At 63.4% G+C, this 16,644-nt stretch carries 17 protein-coding genes and 1 tRNA gene; 13 read left to right on the forward strand and 5 right to left on the reverse strand.

The annotated features are described in order from the left end of the window. Position 1: 1 nt before the first annotated feature. Together BMG00_RS08805 and BMG00_RS08810 are read left to right on the forward strand one after the other, a co-directional pair. A complete protein-coding gene (locus BMG00_RS08805) occupies positions 2–1,006 on the forward strand; it encodes a flagellin (RefSeq protein ID WP_078574034.1) in 1,005 nt (334 codons plus the stop codon). Continuing rightward, positions 1,003–2,100 carry a flagellar basal body P-ring protein FlgI gene (locus BMG00_RS08810; RefSeq protein ID WP_078574036.1) on the forward strand — a complete coding sequence of 366 codons (1,098 nt, stop codon included), beginning with the start codon at positions 1,003–1,005 and terminating at the stop codon, positions 2,098–2,100. Before BMG00_RS08805 ends, BMG00_RS08810 begins: the two co-directional genes overlap by 4 nt. A 152-nt stretch (positions 2,101–2,252) precedes the next feature. On the opposite strand, the gene BMG00_RS08815 is transcribed toward BMG00_RS08810, so the two are convergent. The 4 genes from BMG00_RS08815 to BMG00_RS08830 form a co-directional block, all read right to left on the reverse strand. Next, positions 2,253–2,328, reverse strand: a tRNA-Thr gene (locus tag BMG00_RS08815). Between the two features lie 52 nt (positions 2,329–2,380). Continuing rightward, on the reverse strand, positions 2,381–3,850 hold the full coding sequence (locus tag BMG00_RS08820; RefSeq protein WP_078526513.1) for a heme biosynthesis protein HemY: 1,470 nt from the start codon (positions 3,848–3,850) through the stop codon (positions 2,381–2,383). A 10-nt stretch (positions 3,851–3,860) separates the two neighbouring features. Next, on the reverse strand, positions 3,861–5,171 hold the full coding sequence (locus tag BMG00_RS08825; RefSeq protein ID WP_078574039.1) for a COG4223 family protein: 1,311 nt from the start codon (positions 5,169–5,171) through the stop codon (positions 3,861–3,863). Between the two features lie 69 nt (positions 5,172–5,240). After that, complete coding sequence (locus BMG00_RS08830; RefSeq protein ID WP_078574041.1) at positions 5,241–5,963, reverse strand: uroporphyrinogen-III synthase; 723 nt, start codon at positions 5,961–5,963, stop codon at positions 5,241–5,243. 73 nt (positions 5,964–6,036) lie between these two features. Here BMG00_RS08830 and tsaD point away from each other — a divergent pair, with 73 nt between their 5' ends. The 11 genes from tsaD to phoB all read left to right on the forward strand — a co-directional run bounded on the left by tsaD (position 6,037) and on the right by phoB (position 15,728). Then, positions 6,037–7,131 (forward strand): tRNA (adenosine(37)-N6)-threonylcarbamoyltransferase complex transferase subunit TsaD, encoded by a 1,095-nt coding sequence (gene tsaD / locus BMG00_RS08835; RefSeq protein WP_078574043.1) that lies wholly within the window; start codon positions 6,037–6,039, stop codon positions 7,129–7,131. Next, complete coding sequence (locus BMG00_RS08840) at positions 7,128–8,084, forward strand: NAD(P)H-dependent glycerol-3-phosphate dehydrogenase (protein ID WP_078574045.1); 957 nt, start codon at positions 7,128–7,130, stop codon at positions 8,082–8,084. Before tsaD ends, BMG00_RS08840 begins: the two co-directional genes overlap by 4 nt. A gap of 1 nt (position 8,085) precedes the next feature. Continuing rightward, complete coding sequence (locus BMG00_RS08845) at positions 8,086–8,355, forward strand: YciI family protein (protein ID WP_078574047.1); 270 nt, start codon at positions 8,086–8,088, stop codon at positions 8,353–8,355. Further along, positions 8,355–8,777: an EVE domain-containing protein gene (locus tag BMG00_RS08850; protein ID WP_078574049.1), complete on the forward strand. Its 423-nt coding sequence runs from the start codon at positions 8,355–8,357 to the stop codon at positions 8,775–8,777. Before BMG00_RS08845 ends, BMG00_RS08850 begins: the two co-directional genes overlap by 1 nt. A gap of 246 nt (positions 8,778–9,023) precedes the next feature. After that, entirely contained in the window at positions 9,024–9,710 is a 687-nt protein-coding gene (locus BMG00_RS08855) for a sirohydrochlorin chelatase (RefSeq protein ID WP_078574051.1), read from the forward strand. 130 nt (positions 9,711–9,840) lie between these two features. Then, a complete protein-coding gene (locus BMG00_RS08860) occupies positions 9,841–10,881 on the forward strand; it encodes a substrate-binding domain-containing protein (RefSeq protein WP_078526529.1) in 1,041 nt (346 codons plus the stop codon). 72 nt (positions 10,882–10,953) lie between these two features. Continuing rightward, positions 10,954–12,162: a phosphate ABC transporter permease subunit PstC gene (gene pstC, locus BMG00_RS08865; protein WP_078574053.1), complete on the forward strand. Its 1,209-nt coding sequence runs from the start codon at positions 10,954–10,956 to the stop codon at positions 12,160–12,162. Then, positions 12,159–13,508: a phosphate ABC transporter permease PstA gene (gene pstA / locus BMG00_RS08870; protein WP_078526534.1), complete on the forward strand. Its 1,350-nt coding sequence runs from the start codon at positions 12,159–12,161 to the stop codon at positions 13,506–13,508. Before pstC ends, pstA begins: the two co-directional genes overlap by 4 nt. Before the next feature lie 12 nt (positions 13,509–13,520). After that, entirely contained in the window at positions 13,521–14,318 is a 798-nt protein-coding gene (gene pstB / locus BMG00_RS08875; RefSeq protein ID WP_078526536.1) for a phosphate ABC transporter ATP-binding protein PstB, read from the forward strand. A 12-nt stretch (positions 14,319–14,330) separates the two neighbouring features. Further along, positions 14,331–15,032: a phosphate signaling complex protein PhoU gene (gene phoU / locus BMG00_RS08880; RefSeq protein WP_078526538.1), complete on the forward strand. Its 702-nt coding sequence runs from the start codon at positions 14,331–14,333 to the stop codon at positions 15,030–15,032. Positions 15,033–15,035: 3 nt separating this feature from the next. Beyond that, positions 15,036–15,728 (forward strand): phosphate regulon transcriptional regulator PhoB, encoded by a 693-nt coding sequence (gene phoB, locus BMG00_RS08885; RefSeq protein ID WP_078526540.1) that lies wholly within the window; start codon positions 15,036–15,038, stop codon positions 15,726–15,728. On the opposite strand, the gene BMG00_RS08890 is transcribed toward phoB, so the two are convergent. Continuing rightward, positions 15,713–16,597 (reverse strand): ribokinase, encoded by an 885-nt coding sequence (locus BMG00_RS08890; protein WP_078574062.1) that lies wholly within the window; start codon positions 16,595–16,597, stop codon positions 15,713–15,715. The two genes, phoB and BMG00_RS08890, sit on opposite strands and share 16 nt — an antisense overlap. Positions 16,598–16,644 lie beyond the last annotated feature (47 nt).

Raw genomic sequence — 16,644 nt, forward strand, 5'->3', positions numbered from 1 at the left:
GATGAACTACCTTTCCGTCGGTGACATGGCGCAGAGCTTTCAGATGCGGCAGCATAACCTGCAACTGAAGACCGCCATGACCACGCTGACCGAAGAAGTGATCAGCGGGATCAAGCAGGATCTCGGCGCCGCGGTTTCCGGCGATTTCATCTCCCTTGCCGGGATAGATCGCAGCCTCACAATGCTTGAATCCTACGATATCGCCACGACCGAAGCCGACCTGATTGCCGGGACCATGCAGCAATCGCTGCAAACGCTCCGTTATCTTAATGACGGCATTGGCGTAGCCCTGCTATCGGCCGCGACGACCGCGACAAAGCCTATGATCGATGCGACCGTCAACGACGCGGCGACGCGGTTTGATACGTTGATATCGACCCTGAACACGAATCTGGCCGGTCGATATCTTTTCTCTGGCGCTGCGACCGATACAAGGCCTCTGCCCGGGGCCGACGTGATCCTGGCCGCCCTTTCTTCCGAACTCTCCGGCGTTACCGATGCCAGTGACGCAATCACGCGGATCGACAACTGGTTCGATGATCCCGCGGGGTTCGCCGCCACACAGTATCAAGGTGACGCGTCACACTCTCAAATCCGGATCGCGGAGGGTGAGGTCACGCGGATCGAGATCACCGCGATCGACCCCGCGCTTCGCGACGCGATGAAGGGGTTCGCCATGGCGGCTCTGTTGGCGGAGGGCTTGTTTTCGGGCGATCTGGAAGCCCGGAGCAGCCTAGTGACCGCCGCAGGCGAGCGGGTGATCCAAGGAGACGACACACTCGCCGGTCTCGCGGCAAATCTCGGCACGGTCGAGGCCAGGATCGCCGATGCCAAGGTGAGAAACGGGGCCGAACGTTCCGCGCTCGAGATCGCGCGCACAGAATTGATCGGCGCCGATCCGTACGAAAGTGCAAGCGCGCTCGAAGCGGTTCGAACCCAGTTGGAAACTCTTTACACGCTCACATCGCGGCTTTCGTCGCTGTCGATGACGGATTATCTGCGATGAAAATCTTCCTTCTTCTCCTCACTTTGCTCCTCCCCGAGTTCGCAAGTGCCGCACCGATCCGGATCAAGGATCTCGTCGAATTCGACGGCGTCCGGGGCAACGATTTGATTGGCTACGGGCTCGTGGTCGGGCTCAACGGCACCGGCGACGGGCTGCGCAATGCGCCTTTCACGGAAGAAATCATGTCGAACATGCTCGAGAGGCTTGGCGTTAACGTTACTGGAGAGCAATTCCGACCGAAGAACGTCGCCGCCGTGATGATCACCGCGACACTTCCCCCCTTCGCCCGCGCTGGAAGCCAGATCGACGTTACGGTCTCGGCGATCGGCGACTCAAAGAGCCTGCTCGGCGGGACATTGGTGATGACACCGCTCAAGGCGGCGGACGGCGAGATTTATGCCGTTGCGCAGGGAACGATCATCGCCGGGGGCGCGAGCGCCGGGGGCCAGGGGGCCTCGGTCACGCAAGGTGTGCCGACATCGGGCAACATCCCCTCGGGCGGACGGGTCGAACGCGAGATTGATTTCACGATCAATGATCTCGCGACCATCCGTCTTGCCCTACGCACGCCCGATTTCACCACCGCCGCGCGGATCGAGGGCGTCATCAATCGTGAATACGGCAGGCGAGTCGCCGAGATGATGGATGGCGGGACGGTCGCGCTGAACATCCGTTCGACCGGGGCGCGCTCTGTCGCCCATGCGATCGGCCGGGTCGAGAACCTCTCGGTGGAGCCAGAGCAGCGCGCGCGTGTCGTCGTCGATCAGCGCTCCGGTACGATCGTCATGGGGCAGAACGTTCGTATCTCCCACGTCGCCGTCAGTCAGGGGAACCTGACACTGAAAGTCGAGGAGCATCCCCTCGTCGTACAGCCGAACCCGTTTTCGCAAGGCGAGACGGTGATCGTACCGCGTTCACAGGCAAGCCTCACCGAAGAGCCCGGACTCCGTATGGCCGAAATCGCGGAAGGCAGCACACTTTCGGAGGTGGTTTCGGGGCTCAACGCGCTCGGCGTGAGTCCCCGCGACATGATCGACATCCTCAAGAGCATCAACTCCGCCGGTGCGTTGCATGCTGAATTCATCGTGAATTGAATATGCGATTGAACATGCAAGCCCCGATGGTTGCATGATTGTCCCGCGGCGCAAGTTTCAGCCAAACGCCCTTTAGCGCGCATTTCGCAATGATCGAAACGAAAGCAGCCGCCCCTGAGGGCGGCTGCTTTTCGACTATCTTCTGAGGATAGTGGTGCCGGTGAAGGGACTCGAACCCCCGACCCCATCATTACGAATGACGTGCTCTACCAGCTGAGCTACACCGGCACTGTGGCGGGCGATTAGCATGCCATTTCGGGGATGTGTAGCCCCAAAATGCTCACTTCGTCGCGGTTTCCGCCTCTTGCTGTCCTTCCTCCACGCCGTCGACGATCTCCGCCTCGGGAATTTCGGCCTCGACCACCGGCTCGCTCGGCTTGCCCACGATCAGCGGAAGCATCTCCGCCCCATGCGGCAGCGGTGCAGCCCCCTTTTGGGGCTCGCGCCAGCTCAGCGTGTCGAAGCCACCGCAATTGTCACAGACAGGGGACCAGTCCGCCTGAATGTTCTGACACTTGTCGCAGCACCATTGCGGGCCACGCGGCGCGGTGAGCGCCCGGGCAAGCCAGCCGCGCACGACCACGTCGTCCGCGCCTTCGCCCCTTTCGACTGCCGCCATGATGGTCAGCACGCGTGCGGTTGGGTGAGTCTCGACCAGATCGCCCAGAGCGCGGCGCGCGGCCGGGAAGTCCTCGGCCGCGATGTTCAGCTCGGCTTTCAGCAGGCGCGTCTCTTCGTGATCGGGTCGCGCCGACAGGAGGGTCGCAAAGCGCTTGAGCCGCGCCTCGGCAGTCTCGTCGGGTTTGATCTCGGCATAGGCGGCAGCTAGGTCGGGATGCGGTTGCGCCTCCCAGGCCTTGCGTAGAATCCGCTCGGCCGCGCGCGGCTTGCCCTTGTCGATATAGGCGCGCGCCGCCATCACCACGGCCGGGATCAGGTCGGGCGAGGATTTCGCCGCCGCGATCGCCGCCTCGCGGGCTTCGACGCTCGCGCCTTCCTCCATCACGCCTTTCGCCTCCTGCAACGCCAGCACGGCGTCACGACGCTTATGCAGGTCGCGCGGCAATTCGCCTTGGCGCAGTTTGGCCTGAAGGATCTCGCGCGCACCCTTCCAGTCACCTTTCTCGGTCTGAAGCGACAGCAGCGTGTCCTGCATCTCGCGATGACGCGGCTTGAGCGCATAGGCTTTCTGCGCCAGCTTCAGCGCGGTTTCGGTATCACCCTCGTCGAGCTTCTGTCGCAGCAACCCGCGGATGCCGACAAATCGCGTGCGATTATCCGACAGCAGCCGTTTGTAGCCTTCGGTGGCGCGCTTCTTGTCGCCAGCGATCTCGGCCGCCTGCGCCATCAGGAGGTTCGTCAGCTCGGGCCGCTGCAAGTAGCGCTCGGCCTTTGCCGCCTTCGAGAGCGCAAGCCGCCCCTCGCCCGAAGCCGCTGCGAGCATCCCTTCGGAAAGCGCCTGATAGCCCTTGCGTTCACGATTACGGTCGAAGTAGCGGGTAATCGCCGTCTCGTCGCCCGCGAGGAACCGCAGGAAGGCGACCACGAGACCAACGACCTTGATCACCAGCCAGATCAGAAGGAAGACGACGATCGCCGCGATCACTGCCTGAAGCGGGCCGAGAGTAAACTCCATGCCCATCGTGGTGAGCCGCAGTCCGCCCGACATATCCGCGAGATGGGCGAGGCCCAGCGTGGCCGCCGCGACGACGATCAGGAAGAGCGCGATTTTGATGAAAGACCAAAGCATCTGCGTCTCCTTACTGCGCCGCGCCAAGCTGGTTGGCCGCGTCGAGAGCCGCCACCCGTGCCTGCGCCTTGCTCACCCAATCGGCCAGCGGTGCTTGCGCCGGCTCGGGCAGTTTGCCGATCTCGTCAAGCGCAGCAGCGATCTGCCCCGCATCCACGTCCGCCTGTGCTCGCGAAAGCACCGCATCAGCCCCGTCCCCCTCTTTCGGCGCAACCGAGCGCGCGCCGATTTGCGACATCAGGAAGGCACCGGCGCGATCGCCGAGGCTCGTGCCAGCTTCGGCGCGACGCGCCGCATCGAGCGCCGCCCGCGCCGCATCGGGAAAGCTCGCCTGCAGCGATTGCAGAGTGGGAATATCACCAGAGAGCGCGGCAGGAACCGCAATCCCGGCTGCACGCAGATCCGCCAGCGGCGAATCGAGCGGGGCGCCCGCATCAAGCGCGGCCTTCACACGCGCCGCCGCGGCCTGGGTCATTGTCGCCTTGGCCGCAGCCTCGGACTGCGCCTTGAGAGCCTGCGCCTGCTCTTCGGCCTGTTTGATCCGCTCTTCGGCCGCCTTCGCGGCAGCCTCGATCCCGGCCTGTGCGGCGCCATTATCGCCTTGAACCATGCCGGCAATCTGGGTCTTCAGGTCTTCGACCGCGGATTTGTTGCCGCGAACCTCCGCCGATATCTGATCGAGCGCGGTCTGCACGCCCGAGAGATCCGGGGCCGGTGGCTGTACTGATTTGAGGCTCGCAAGATCTTCGCCCAGCGCATCGATTTTCTTGGCCTCCGCGTCGAGTTTGGCCTCGAGCGCCGCGAGCCGCTCAGCATCCTGGGTCGAACCAGCGAGCCCGAGTTTTTCGATCATGGACGGCGGCAACTGCGGCAATGCGTAGATCGCGGCCCCCGCGCCGATCACCGCGGCCACGACGCCACCGATCAAGGCAGAGCCGAAGCCGCCCTTCTTGACCACGACCTGTTGAGGTGCCGCCACGGGTTCCGGTGTCGGCTCGGCCGGAGGTTCAGCTTCCGGCTCCACGCTCTCTTCGGGCTCCGACGTGTCGATCGTCTCCGAATGGTCTTCGGCGCTGGTCTCGGTTACGCTTTCCGCATCCGTGGCGGTGGTCTCCGCGGCATCACTCTCAAGCGTCTCACTCTCGGTGGGCGCGGAGACAGGTTCCGCCGCCTCGACGGCCTCTTGCGCCGAAACATCCTCGGAAGGCTTCACCTCGTCAGTCGCGGGCGCCTCTACCGCAGTCTCTTCGAGGGCCGCGTTTTCCTGCAGATCTCCCGGCTTATCCTCGCTCTTCGAGCTCCGGGTTGTTCGTTTCGCCATGATCTGCACCCTCCACTGCCGCGCCGAAATTGCGCGTCGAAATCAATCTAGAAGCCTGCCTCGTTCGGCTCAACCCGCCTTTTGCGTACGCAGCAAGGTCGCGATCGCGCCGAGCATCCCCTCCGCGTCGGGTCTGGGTGCGACCTGGATCGCTGTGAAACCAGGATTTTCACAGGCTTTGGCCACGGATTCGCTCATCGCCGCGGCCCACAGAGGCGCGGTCTTCACCGGCAAGATTTCGCACAGGCGCCGCGCCGCGTTGGGTGAAAACAGCGGGATAAGACAGGGCGCGTCGCCCTTCAACGCAGCCAGCGCCGCGTCGCTCGGCGGTACCGGTTCCTGACGGTACAAAACCACCTGTTCAGTCTCTATTCCTGCGGTATCGAGCCACTTCGCAAGATCGAAAGCCACCTCTTCGCCGCGGGCAAACAGCAAGCGTCCACGCGGCTTTTCCGCGGCAATCAGCTCTCCGAGGGCCTGCGCATCGCCCGGGCCGGTCACCGGAGTGAACCCCGCCGCGCGGGCCGCCTCTGCGGTGCGTTGGCCCACGCAATAGGCGACCCTGCCTGCGCCTGCCTCGCGCGCAGCCAGACCCGCAACCGCGTGCTGTGAGGTGAAGATCACGGCATCGGCCGGGGGAATATCCGCTTCAATTTGCCCTATCCGCATGAGGGGCGAGATCACGATGGGCCAGTCGTCACCGAATCTTTCGCGAAACCGCGCGGCAAAGCGCTCTGCCCCGGCGCCGGGCCGGGTCACGAGAAGAATCGGTCGCGCGAGCTCCTGGACCATTCGCCGCCCCGGGATTGTGTGAACGCTCCCCCGGTGTTACCTGCGTTGAAACACCCACGCAACATGGCGCCGGATGACGAAGACGCTCACCTTTCTCGGTCTGGAATCGAGCTGCGACGATACCGCGGCGGCGGTCGTGCGCGTCACGGATGGCCAGCCCGAGATCCTCGCGTCGGTTGTAGCCGGCCAGACCGAGCTGCACGCACCCTTCGGCGGCGTCGTCCCCGAGATCGCGGCGCGGGCCCATGCCGAGAAGCTCGATCTCTGCGTCGAAGAGGCTTTGGAGCAGGCCGGTCTCGGGATCGATGCGCTTGACGGGATCGCCGTGACCGCCGGTCCGGGGCTGATCGGTGGCGTGATGTCGGGAGTGATGTGCGCCAAAGGCATCGCCGCCGGATCGGGGCTGCCGCTGGTCGGGGTAAATCACCTCGCGGGTCACGCTCTGACGCCGCGCCTGACCGATGGGCTGGCCTTTCCCTACCTGATGCTGCTCGTCTCGGGCGGGCACTGCCAGTTCCTGATCGCGCACGGGCCAGAGGAGTTCACCCGCCTCGGCGGCACGATCGACGATGCACCCGGCGAGGCCTTCGACAAGGCTGCGAAACTGATGGCGTTACCACAACCGGGCGGGCCCTCTGTCGAGGCCGAAGCTGCGAAAGGCGATCCAAAGGCCTTCGCCTTCCCGCGCCCGCTGCTCGATCGTCCGGGATGCGACATGTCCTTCTCGGGGCTCAAGACCGCGCTGCTGCGAGCCTGCGATCAGGTCGTGGCCGAACATGGCGGACTGCCGCGTCAGGTCCGTTCCGATCTATGCGCGTCGTTTCAACAGGCCGTGGCAGATGTTCTGGTCGAGAAATCGCGCCGGGCCTTGAGTGACTATCTCACCCACGAACCGGATCATCCGGGCTTCGCCGTGGCGGGTGGCGTGGCCGCGAACAAGGCCATTCGCGCTGGTTTAGAGACCATTTCCAAGGAAATGGGCGCTGAATTTCACGCCCCGCCCCTGCGACTTTGCACCGATAATGCGGCAATGATCGCGTGGGCCGGGATCGAACGCTTTCAAAGTGGCGCGCGTGACGGGATGGATCTGATGGCACGTCCGCGCTGGCCGCTCGACAAATCCGCGGCCCCCCTTCTGGGCTCGGGCAAGAAGGGGGCGAAAGCATGAGTATCGCGGTTCTTGGAGCGGGTGCTTTCGGAACGGCCCTCGCGGTCAGCTACGCGCAGAAAGGCCCAGTCACGCTCTGGGCGCGCGACCCCGATCAGGCGGATGCGATGCGTCAAACGCGCGAGAATACGCGGCGGCTTCCGGGCGTGAAATTGCCCGAAAACGTCTCTGTCACAGCGGAAACCGCGACCGCTTTCACAGCCGAGACCCTCCTCCTCGCGATGCCGATGCAGCAGATGGCGGGCTTTCTGAAGGCTCATGCCGCGACGCTTTCGGCGAAGACGCTGGTGTCGTGTTCAAAGGGGATCGACCTTGCGACGGGACAGGGACCGACCGGGCTGATCCGCTCGCTCGTGCCGGGCTCGCGTGCCGCCGTCCTGACCGGGCCGAGCTTTGCCGCCGATATCGCGCGCGGGCTTCCCACCGCTCTCACACTGGCCTGCGCGGATCATTCCGAGGCGCTTCAGGCCGAGCTGTCGACCCCGACGCTTCGCCTTTACCGCACCACCGACACGACCGGGGCGGAACTGGGCGGCGCGCTGAAGAATGTCTACGCGATTGCGGCGGGAACGGTCATCGGCGCGGGTCTGGGCGATTCCGCTCGAGCAGCCCTGATGACCCGTAGCTTTGCGGAGATGCTGCGCGTCGCACTGGCGCTCGGCGCGCGAGCCGAAACACTCTCGGGCCTCTCGGGGTTCGGTGATCTCGTATTGACCTGCACCTCCGAGCAATCGCGCAACTTCAGACTAGGCCATGCGCTGGGTTCCGGAGCTGGCTTCGATCCTTCAATCACCGTCGAGGGCGTCGCCACCGCAGAAGCCCTCAACGCTCTGGCAAAGAAACATCAGATCGAAATCCCGGTCGCGGCGATGGTAACCGCCCTGACCCAGCAGAAAATCAGCGTGAGCGAAGCAATGAAAATCCTGCTCGCACGTCCCTTGAAGGAGGAATGACATGTATTTTGCCGTCATCTGCCGCGACAAACCCGGCGCGCTTCAGATCCGCCTCGACACCCGCGAGAAGCACCTCGCCTATATCAAGGAGACCGGCATCGTCTTCATGGCGGGCCCGTTCATCGAAGAGGGCCAGATGGCCGGTTCGCTGGTGATCCTCGAAACTGACAGCCTTGAGGCCGCGAAGGACTGGGCCGCGGGCGACCCCTATGCCGCCGCAGGCCTTTTCGAAAGCGTGAGCGTGCAGGAATGGAAGAAGGTGATCGGCTGATGCGCTACTGGCTGTTCAAATCCGAACCCAACAAGTTTTCCTGGGACGATCTCGTCGCCAAGGGAGATGCGGGCGAGGAGTGGGACGGGATCCGAAATTATCTCGCGCGCAACAACATGCGCGAGATGAAGATCGGCGATCGCGGGCTCTTCTATCATTCGAATATCGGTAAGGAAGTCGTGGGGGTCTGCGAGGTCGTTGCCGAGAGCCATCCCGATTCGACGACCGATGATCCGCGCTGGGATTGCGTGGATCTCAAGGCGGTGCGCCCCTTCACCAAGCCGGTCACGCTGGCCGATGTGAAGGCCGAACCGCGTCTTTCAAACATGTCGCTGGTGACCTCCATGCGTCTATCGGTACAGCCCGTGACCGAAGAAGAATGGAACATCGTCTGCGCCATGGGCGAGACCGATCCGCACTGAAAAGACATGGAGGGTTCCGGCACCCCTACCAGAACCCTCCGTCACCCACGCGCACCCCTTCGCACCACACGTGAAACTGTAAATCGGGTCTGGCCATCCTAGCCGGTCTCTTTTGCATAGCGGACCGACCGGCTTCGCGCAAATTTATAGTCCTGCAAATCTTTCTCAAATTCAGGCCGTTAATCTTTTTCCGCTGCGAGTCCCGAGTCGATTGCACATCACTCAAACGCCGCTAGTTTATTCGCCATGAACCCGGTCATCCTCATCGCGCACGGCTCTCCGTCAGACCCCGAACCGCAGGAAGAGGCGCTTCGCGCTCTGGCGGGGGCGGTTGGCGCGCTTCTGCCCGGCCGTGAGGTCCGAGGCGCGACGCTGGCGATGCCTGGCTCGCTCGAAACCGCTCTCGAAGGGCTCGAATCGCCGTGGATCTATCCGTTCTTCATGGCCGAAGGCTGGTTCACACGCACGGAACTTCCGCGCAGACTGGCCGCGCTGGGGGTCGAGGCCCGCCAACTCGCGCCGTTTGGCGTTGATCCGGCCCTGCCCGATCTGATCACGCGAGTGCTCAAGGCTGCGGCGCGCGAGACCGGCAAGCCGCTGACCGACTCACCGCTGATCCTCGTCGCGCATGGGTCCAAAATTGCGCGCAAATCGCGCAATTCCGTTTACGAAATGGCCGAAACGCTCGGCAGAAATCCCGGTATGTCCCCGATTCATGTCGCGCTGATCGAGGAGCCGCCCTTCCTGAAAGACGTGGCCGAAACGGTTTCAGACGGGCTATGCCTGCCCTTCTTCGCCCTGCGAGCGGGTCACGTCATGGGCGATATTCCCGAGGCGCTTCAAGAGGCTGGCTATCACGGACGGCTCTTGCCCGAGATCGGCGCCCATCGTGAAGTTCCCGCCCTTATCGCGCAGGCGATTTCGCGCGGTTGATCACGGTCATTCACGGCGGCGTGGATTGTCATTATTCTGTTACAAAAGGTTTGCATAAGCGTCACGCTAGCGCCGTAGGACCCCCTCGAGGCCCAAGTTGGCCCGAGTATTTGAACACTGGGAGTGATCCATGAAATCCGTGAAACTCGCCGTCTCCGCGATCGCGATCGTCGCCGCCACCGGCACCGCCGCCTTCGCCCGCGACAACATCCAGGTCGCCGGTTCCTCGACCGTGCTGCCCTACGCCTCGATCGTCGCCGAAGCTTTCGGCGAGAACTTCGACTTCCCGACCCCGGTCGTGGAATCGGGCGGCTCGTCCTCGGGCCTGAAGCGCTTCTGCGAAGGCGTTGGCGAAAACACGATCGACGTGGCAAACGCCTCGCGCAAGATCAAGGACAAGGAAATCGCGACCTGCGCCGAGAACGGCGTGACCGATATCATGGAAGTCCGCATCGGCTATGACGGCATCGTCTTCGCCAGCCAAAAAGACGGCCCGGCATTTGACGCCTTCAACCCGGCCGACATCTATAACGCGCTCGGCGCGAAGGTGATGAAAGACGGCCAGCTCGTCGACAACACCTATGCCAAGTGGAACGAGTTCAACTCGGCCCTTCCCGACGCCGACATCATCGCTTTCATCCCGGGCACCAAGCACGGCACCCGCGAAGTCTTCGAAGAGAAGGTTCTCGAGGCTGGCTGTGAAGCCACCGGCGCCATGGAAGCCTATGTCGCCTCGGGCATGGACGAGAAAGCCGCCGCGAAAGAGTGCATGAAAGTGCGCACCGACGGCAAAGCCGTGGACATCGACGGCGACTACACCGAAACCCTCGCCCGTATCGGCTCGAACCCGAACGGCATCGGCGTCTTCGGTCTGGCCTTCTATGAGAACAACACCGACAAGCTGAAAGTCGCGACCATGTCGGGCGTGAGCCCCTCGACCGAGACCATCGCTTCGGGTGACTACCCGGTGTCGCGTCCGCTCTTCTTCTACGTCAAGAAGGCGCATATCGGTCAGATCCCGGGCCTGAAGGAATACGCCGAGTTCTTCGTCTCCGACGATATGGCCGGCGCCGACGGTCCGCTTGCTCAGTACGGCCTCGTGTCGGATCCGGAACTGGCCAAGACCCAGGAAGCCGTGGCCGCCGAAACAACGATGAACTCGGGCATGTAATTCTTGCCCCGGGGGCGGCCCAGTGCCGCCCCCACTTCCTTTTAGGTCCTTTTCCAAAGACAAGAGTTCCCGATGGCTGTTTTGTGGATTGCTGTGCTCCTCGCGGCACTGACGCTTGGCGGGTTCTTCGCCGGGCGCATGCGTGCGTTGCAAACCGCAGGTGGCGATCCGCGCCTGCTGCATTCCCTGCCGAGCTATTCGGGAACACTGGTTGCGATGGCGACGCTGCTGCCCGCGCTCATTCTCTACGTCCTTGTTGTCGTCTTCCGTGCCGATCCGGTTCTGCAAATCGTGGTCACGGTGGTCGGCGCGCTGATCGGCCTCGCGCTGAGCCTTCGCCTGATCGCGCGCGATTTCCGTGCGCGCAACGCGGTCGAAGCCGGAATCAAGGGTCTGCTGATCGCGGCGGCAAGCCTCGCAATCCTGACCACGATCGGCATCGTTCTCTCGCTCGTCTTCAACACGATCGAGTTCTTCCGCCTCTACCCGATCACCAAGTTCTTCTTCGGCACCGAATGGACCCCGAGCTTCGGTGGCGGGTCGGAGCTAGGGATCCTGCCGCTTCTGTGGGGCACGCTTTACATCTCCTTCATCGCACTGGCTGTCGCCGTGCCGATCGGGCTGTTCGCCGCGATCTACCTCTCCGAATACGCGACGCGCTCGGTACGCGGCGTCGTCAAACCGCTGCTTGAGGTGCTCGCGGGTATTCCGACGATCGTTTACGGTCTCTTCGCGCTTCTCACCGTCGGCCCGTTCCTGCTGTCGATCTTCGGTCCCGCTGGCCCCACGGCCGCCTTCGCCGATGGCGGTTGGATGCATGCGGGCACCGCGGTGATGACGGCGGGTCTCGTGATGGGGATCATGCTCATCCCCTTCGTCTCCTCTCTTTCGGATGACATCATCAACGCGGTGCCGCAAAGCCTGCGTGACGGCTCTTACGGGCTGGGCGCGACGAAATCCGAAACCATCAAGCAGGTCGTGCTGCCCGCCGCCCTTCCCGGCATCGTCGGCGCGGTTCTGCTGGCTGCGTCGCGCGCCATTGGTGAGACGATGATCGTCGTGCTCGGCGCGGGCGCCGCGGCCCGTCTCAGCATGAACCCGTTCGAAGCGATGACCACCGTCACCGCGAAGATCGTCAGCCAGCTCACCGGTGACGCGGACTTCGCCTCGCCCGAGGCGCTGGTCGCCTTTTCGCTGGGCATGACGCTCTTCATCCTGACGCTGGGGCTCAACATCTTCGCGCTCTACATCGTGCGCAAATACCGGGAGCAATACGAATGAGCGACGCGACCCTGCACGACGCGCAGCCGACGAAACGCTCGCTGCACCAGATCGACGCGCGCACCAAGCGCCGCAACGCCGCCGAATCCCGCTTCAAGATGCTCGGCATCGGCGCGATCGGCATCGGCATCGCCTTCCTGGTGATCCTGCTCTCGACGATCGTCGTGAATGGCGTCTCCGCCTTCCAGCAGAGCTTTCTCGAAGTGCCGGTCTATCTGGACCCGGCCAAGCTCGACAAAAAGGGCAACCGCGACCCGGCCGATCTGAAGAAAGCCACGACTTTCACCTATGCGCCGCTGATCGAGAAGGGTCTCCTCGAAGTCGTGCAAACGGCCGGGATCGAGACTCCGCTCTCGAAGACGAAGGACATGAAGAACCTGATCTCCAGCTCGGCCGCCGCCCAGCTGCGTGACCGCGTTCTCGCCGATCCCTCGCTGATCGGGCAGACGGTGACGGCGAAGATCCTCGCCTCCTCGCGCGTCGACGGCTACCTCAAGGGCCGCGTGCACCGCGCCGAGATCGCTCAGGACAAGAACATCACCGTCGAACAGCTTGATCTGGCCGACGCGCTGATCAAGGCCGGGATCCTGCACAAGAGTTTCAATCTCGATTTCATCCTCGGCTCCGACGCCTCGGACAGCCGTGCCGAGCAAGCCGGGATCGGGGTGTCGATGCTGGGCTCGTTCTACATGATGCTGGTGGTGCTGGTGCTGGCGCTGCCGATCGGCGTCGCCGCTTCGATCTATCTCGAGGAATTCGCGCCGAAGAACCGCTTCACCGACCTGATCGAGGTGAATATCTCGAATCTCGCGGCTGTTCCCTCGATCGTCTTCGGTATTCTCGGCCTCGCCGTCTTCATTCAGTTCGCGCACCTGCCGCAATCGGCCCCGCTGGTCGGTGGCCTCGTGCTGACCCTGATGACGCTGCCGACGATCATCATCTCCACCCGCGCCGCGCTGAAGGCCGTGCCGCCCTCGATCCGCGATGCGGCACTGGGGATCGGCGCCTCGAAAATGCAGGCTACGTTCCACCATGTGCTGCCGCTCGCGATGCCCGGCATCCTGACCGGCACGATCATCGGCCTCGCGCAGGCTCTGGGGGAAACCGCTCCGCTCCTGCTGATCGGGATGGTGGGCTTCATCGCCACGAATGCACCTGACGGGTTCTGGGACGGTTTCGTCTCTCCGAACTCGGCCATGCCTGCGCAGATCTACGAATGGGCCAAGCGCGCCGACCCGGCATTTTACGAACGCGCCTGGGGGGGTATCATCATTCTGCTGATCTTCCTTCTGGGCATGAACATCATCGCCATCATCCTGCGCCGCAAGTTCGAGCGCCGCTGGTAAGGAGGCAGGATCATGAACGATATGACGTTTACGGAGAGAGCCGTGACTACGGACGAGATCAAGATCACCGCGCGCGACGTGCAGGTCCATTACGGCGAGACCCACGCCATCAAGGATGTCAGCGTCGATATTCTCGACAAGACGGTCACCGCCTTCATCGGCCCCTCGGGCTGCGGGAAATCGACCTTCCTGCGCTGCCTGAACCGGATGAACGACACGATCGACATCTGCCGCGTCGAGGGGGATATCCTGCTCGATGGCGAAGATATCTACGACAAGCGCGTCGACCCGGTGCAGTTGCGCGCCAAGGTGGGCATGGTGTTCCAGAAACCGAACCCCTTCCCCAAGTCGATCTACGACAATGTCGCCTACGGGCCGAAGATCCACGGGCTGATCCGCTCGCGTGCGGAACTCGACGAGGTCGTCGAAAGCTCGCTGCGCAAGGCTGCGCTCTGGAACGAGGTCAAGGATCGCCTGCACGCACCCGGCACCGGCCTTTCGGGCGGCCAACAGCAGCGCCTGTGCATCGCCCGCGCCGTGGCAACCTCGCCCGAAGTGCTTCTGATGGACGAGCCCTGCTCGGCACTCGACCCGATCGCAACCGCCCAAGTCGAGGAACTGATCGACGAGCTTCGCGCCAATTTCTCGGTGGTGATCGTGACGCACTCGATGCAGCAGGCCGCGCGCGTCTCGCAGAAAACCGCATTCTTCCACCTCGGCAATCTGGTGGAATACGACGATACCGACAAGATTTTCACCAATCCGACCGACCCGCGGACGGAAAGTTACATTACCGGCCGAATCGGCTGAGGAGGAACAGGCATGAGCGAGCATATTCTTTCCGCCTTTGACCGCGACCTGGAAAAAGTTCAGGCGCTGGTCGTGAAAATGGGCGGCCTCGTCGAGGAACAGATCCTCGAGAGCGCCCGTGCACTCGAAGAGCGCGACGGCGAACTCGCACAGCGTGTCCGCGATCAGGACAAGGCTGTCGATGCGCTGGAAGAAACGATCAACGACGAGGCCGCGCGCCTCATCGCGCTGCGCGCCCCGGCGGCTCGCGACCTGCGCGTGACGCTCTCGGTGATCAAGATCTCCGCCAGCCTCGAGCGTGTCGGCGATTACGCCAAGAACATCGCGAAACGCAGCCAGGTCCTGCTTGAAAGCCCGCAAATCAACGGCACCGCCGCCGCGATCCGCCGCATGGCTCAAGCGACCGAGTCGATGCTGCGGGATTCGATCGACAGCTATATCCAGCGCGATGCGCAACTCGCCGCGGATGTGCGCGGGCGCGATATCGAAGTCGACCAGATGTATAACGCGCTGTTTCGCGAATTCCTGACCTACATGCTGGAAGATCCGCGCAATATCACGCCCTGCATGCACCTGCATTTCATCGCCAAGAACATCGAGCGCATGGGTGATCACGCGACCTCGATCGCCGAGCAGGTGATCTACCTCGTTACCGGCGAACTGCCCGAGGAATCTCGCCCCAAGAGCTCGAGCGTGGTGAAGACGGAGGCCTGATAGATGTCGCCCGCCCAACAGCCCTGCGTTCTTGTCGTAGAGGATGAATCCGCGCAGCGCGAGGTTCTCAGCTACAACCTCGAAGCCGAAGGATTCCGTGTCGTGATGGCGGAGAACGGCGACGAGGGGCTGCTGCTCGTGAACGAGGAAAAGCCAGACCTGATCGTGCTCGACTGGATGCTGCCCAATGTCTCGGGAATCGAGATCTGCCGCCGCGTGAAGGCCAATTCCGAAACCCGCAACATCCCGATCATCATGCTCTCGGCGCGTTCCGAAGAGGTCGATCGGGTGCGCGGACTGGAAACCGGCGCCGACGATTATGTCGTGAAACCCTACTCGGTCGTCGAGCTGATGGCCCGCGTGCGCACCCAGCTGCGCCGTACCCGCCCGGCCACGATGGGCGAACGGCTGAGTTTCGAGGATATCCTTCTCGATGCCGAGGAACACCGCGTCTTCCGCGATGGCCAGCCGCTGAAACTCGGGCCCACCGAGTTCCGTCTGCTCTCGACCCTGATGGAGAAACCCGGCCGCGTCTGGACGCGTGATCAGCTTCTCGACCGGGTCTGGGGCCGCGACATCTATGTCGATACCCGCACCATCGACGTGCATGTCGGACGGTTGCGCAAGGCGCTGATGGCCTATGGCGGATCGGACCCGGTGCGCACGGTGCGCGGAACCGGTTACGCTCTCGGCTGAGCGGCGAGGAAATCAGCGACCTCGGCTCCGGTCGGGATCGCATCCGCCGTGCCCGGCCGCGTGACCTTCAGCGCGGCGGCAGCCGCAGCGACCCGCATCGCGTCGTTCACGGCCAACCCTTCAGAAAGGCTCGCGACGAGATAGCCCGCATAGGTATCGCCCGCTCCGGTCGTGTCGACCGCGTCGACGGGAAAACCCTTTACCCGGATCTCATGGCCCCGCGCGACATCGTGCCAGACGGCACCCTTGGCCCCCAGCGTCACCAGAACGTTCTCGACCTCAAGCTCCCCAAGCGTGACGCCCAGCGCCGAGCAAAGCTGCGCCGCCTCAACCTCGTTCACGATCAGAAGCGAGACATGGGGCAACACCGCGCGCGTGGCTTCCGCATCGAAAGGCGCGGCCGAATAGATCACGAACAGACCCTGTTCCTGCGCAAAACGGGCTGCTTCCACCTGCCCGCCTGTCTCGTTTTGCATGATCAGTGCATCGCCCGCCCCGGCACCGTCCAGCGCCTGTTTCACGTGGGACAGCGGGATCTCCCGGTTCGCGCCCGCATGGATCACGATGGCATTCTCGCCAGCCGCATCGACGGTGATGATGGCATGGCCTGAGGCCCCTTCGACCTCGGCGATATGGGAACAATCGACCCCGGCCGCTTCGAGACGCTCGACCATCCAGCGCCCATCAGCCCCGACCGCCCCGATATGGCGCACCTTCGCCCCGGAGCGCGCGATCGCGACAGACTGGTTCGCGCCCTTTCCACCCAGACCCAGCGTATAGCTCTGAGCCGCAAGCGTCTCTCCCGGCGCGGGAAGATGCTCCAGCCGATAGAGGTGATCGGCATTGATCGACCCGAAATTGAAGATCATCGCCGCACCCCTTCGACTTGGAGAAAAATATCCCGGGGGCCGCGCGG

Origin of the sequence: Thioclava marina (genome assembly GCF_002020135.1) — a bacterium.
Lineage (GTDB): Bacteria > Pseudomonadota > Alphaproteobacteria > Rhodobacterales > Rhodobacteraceae > Thioclava > Thioclava marina.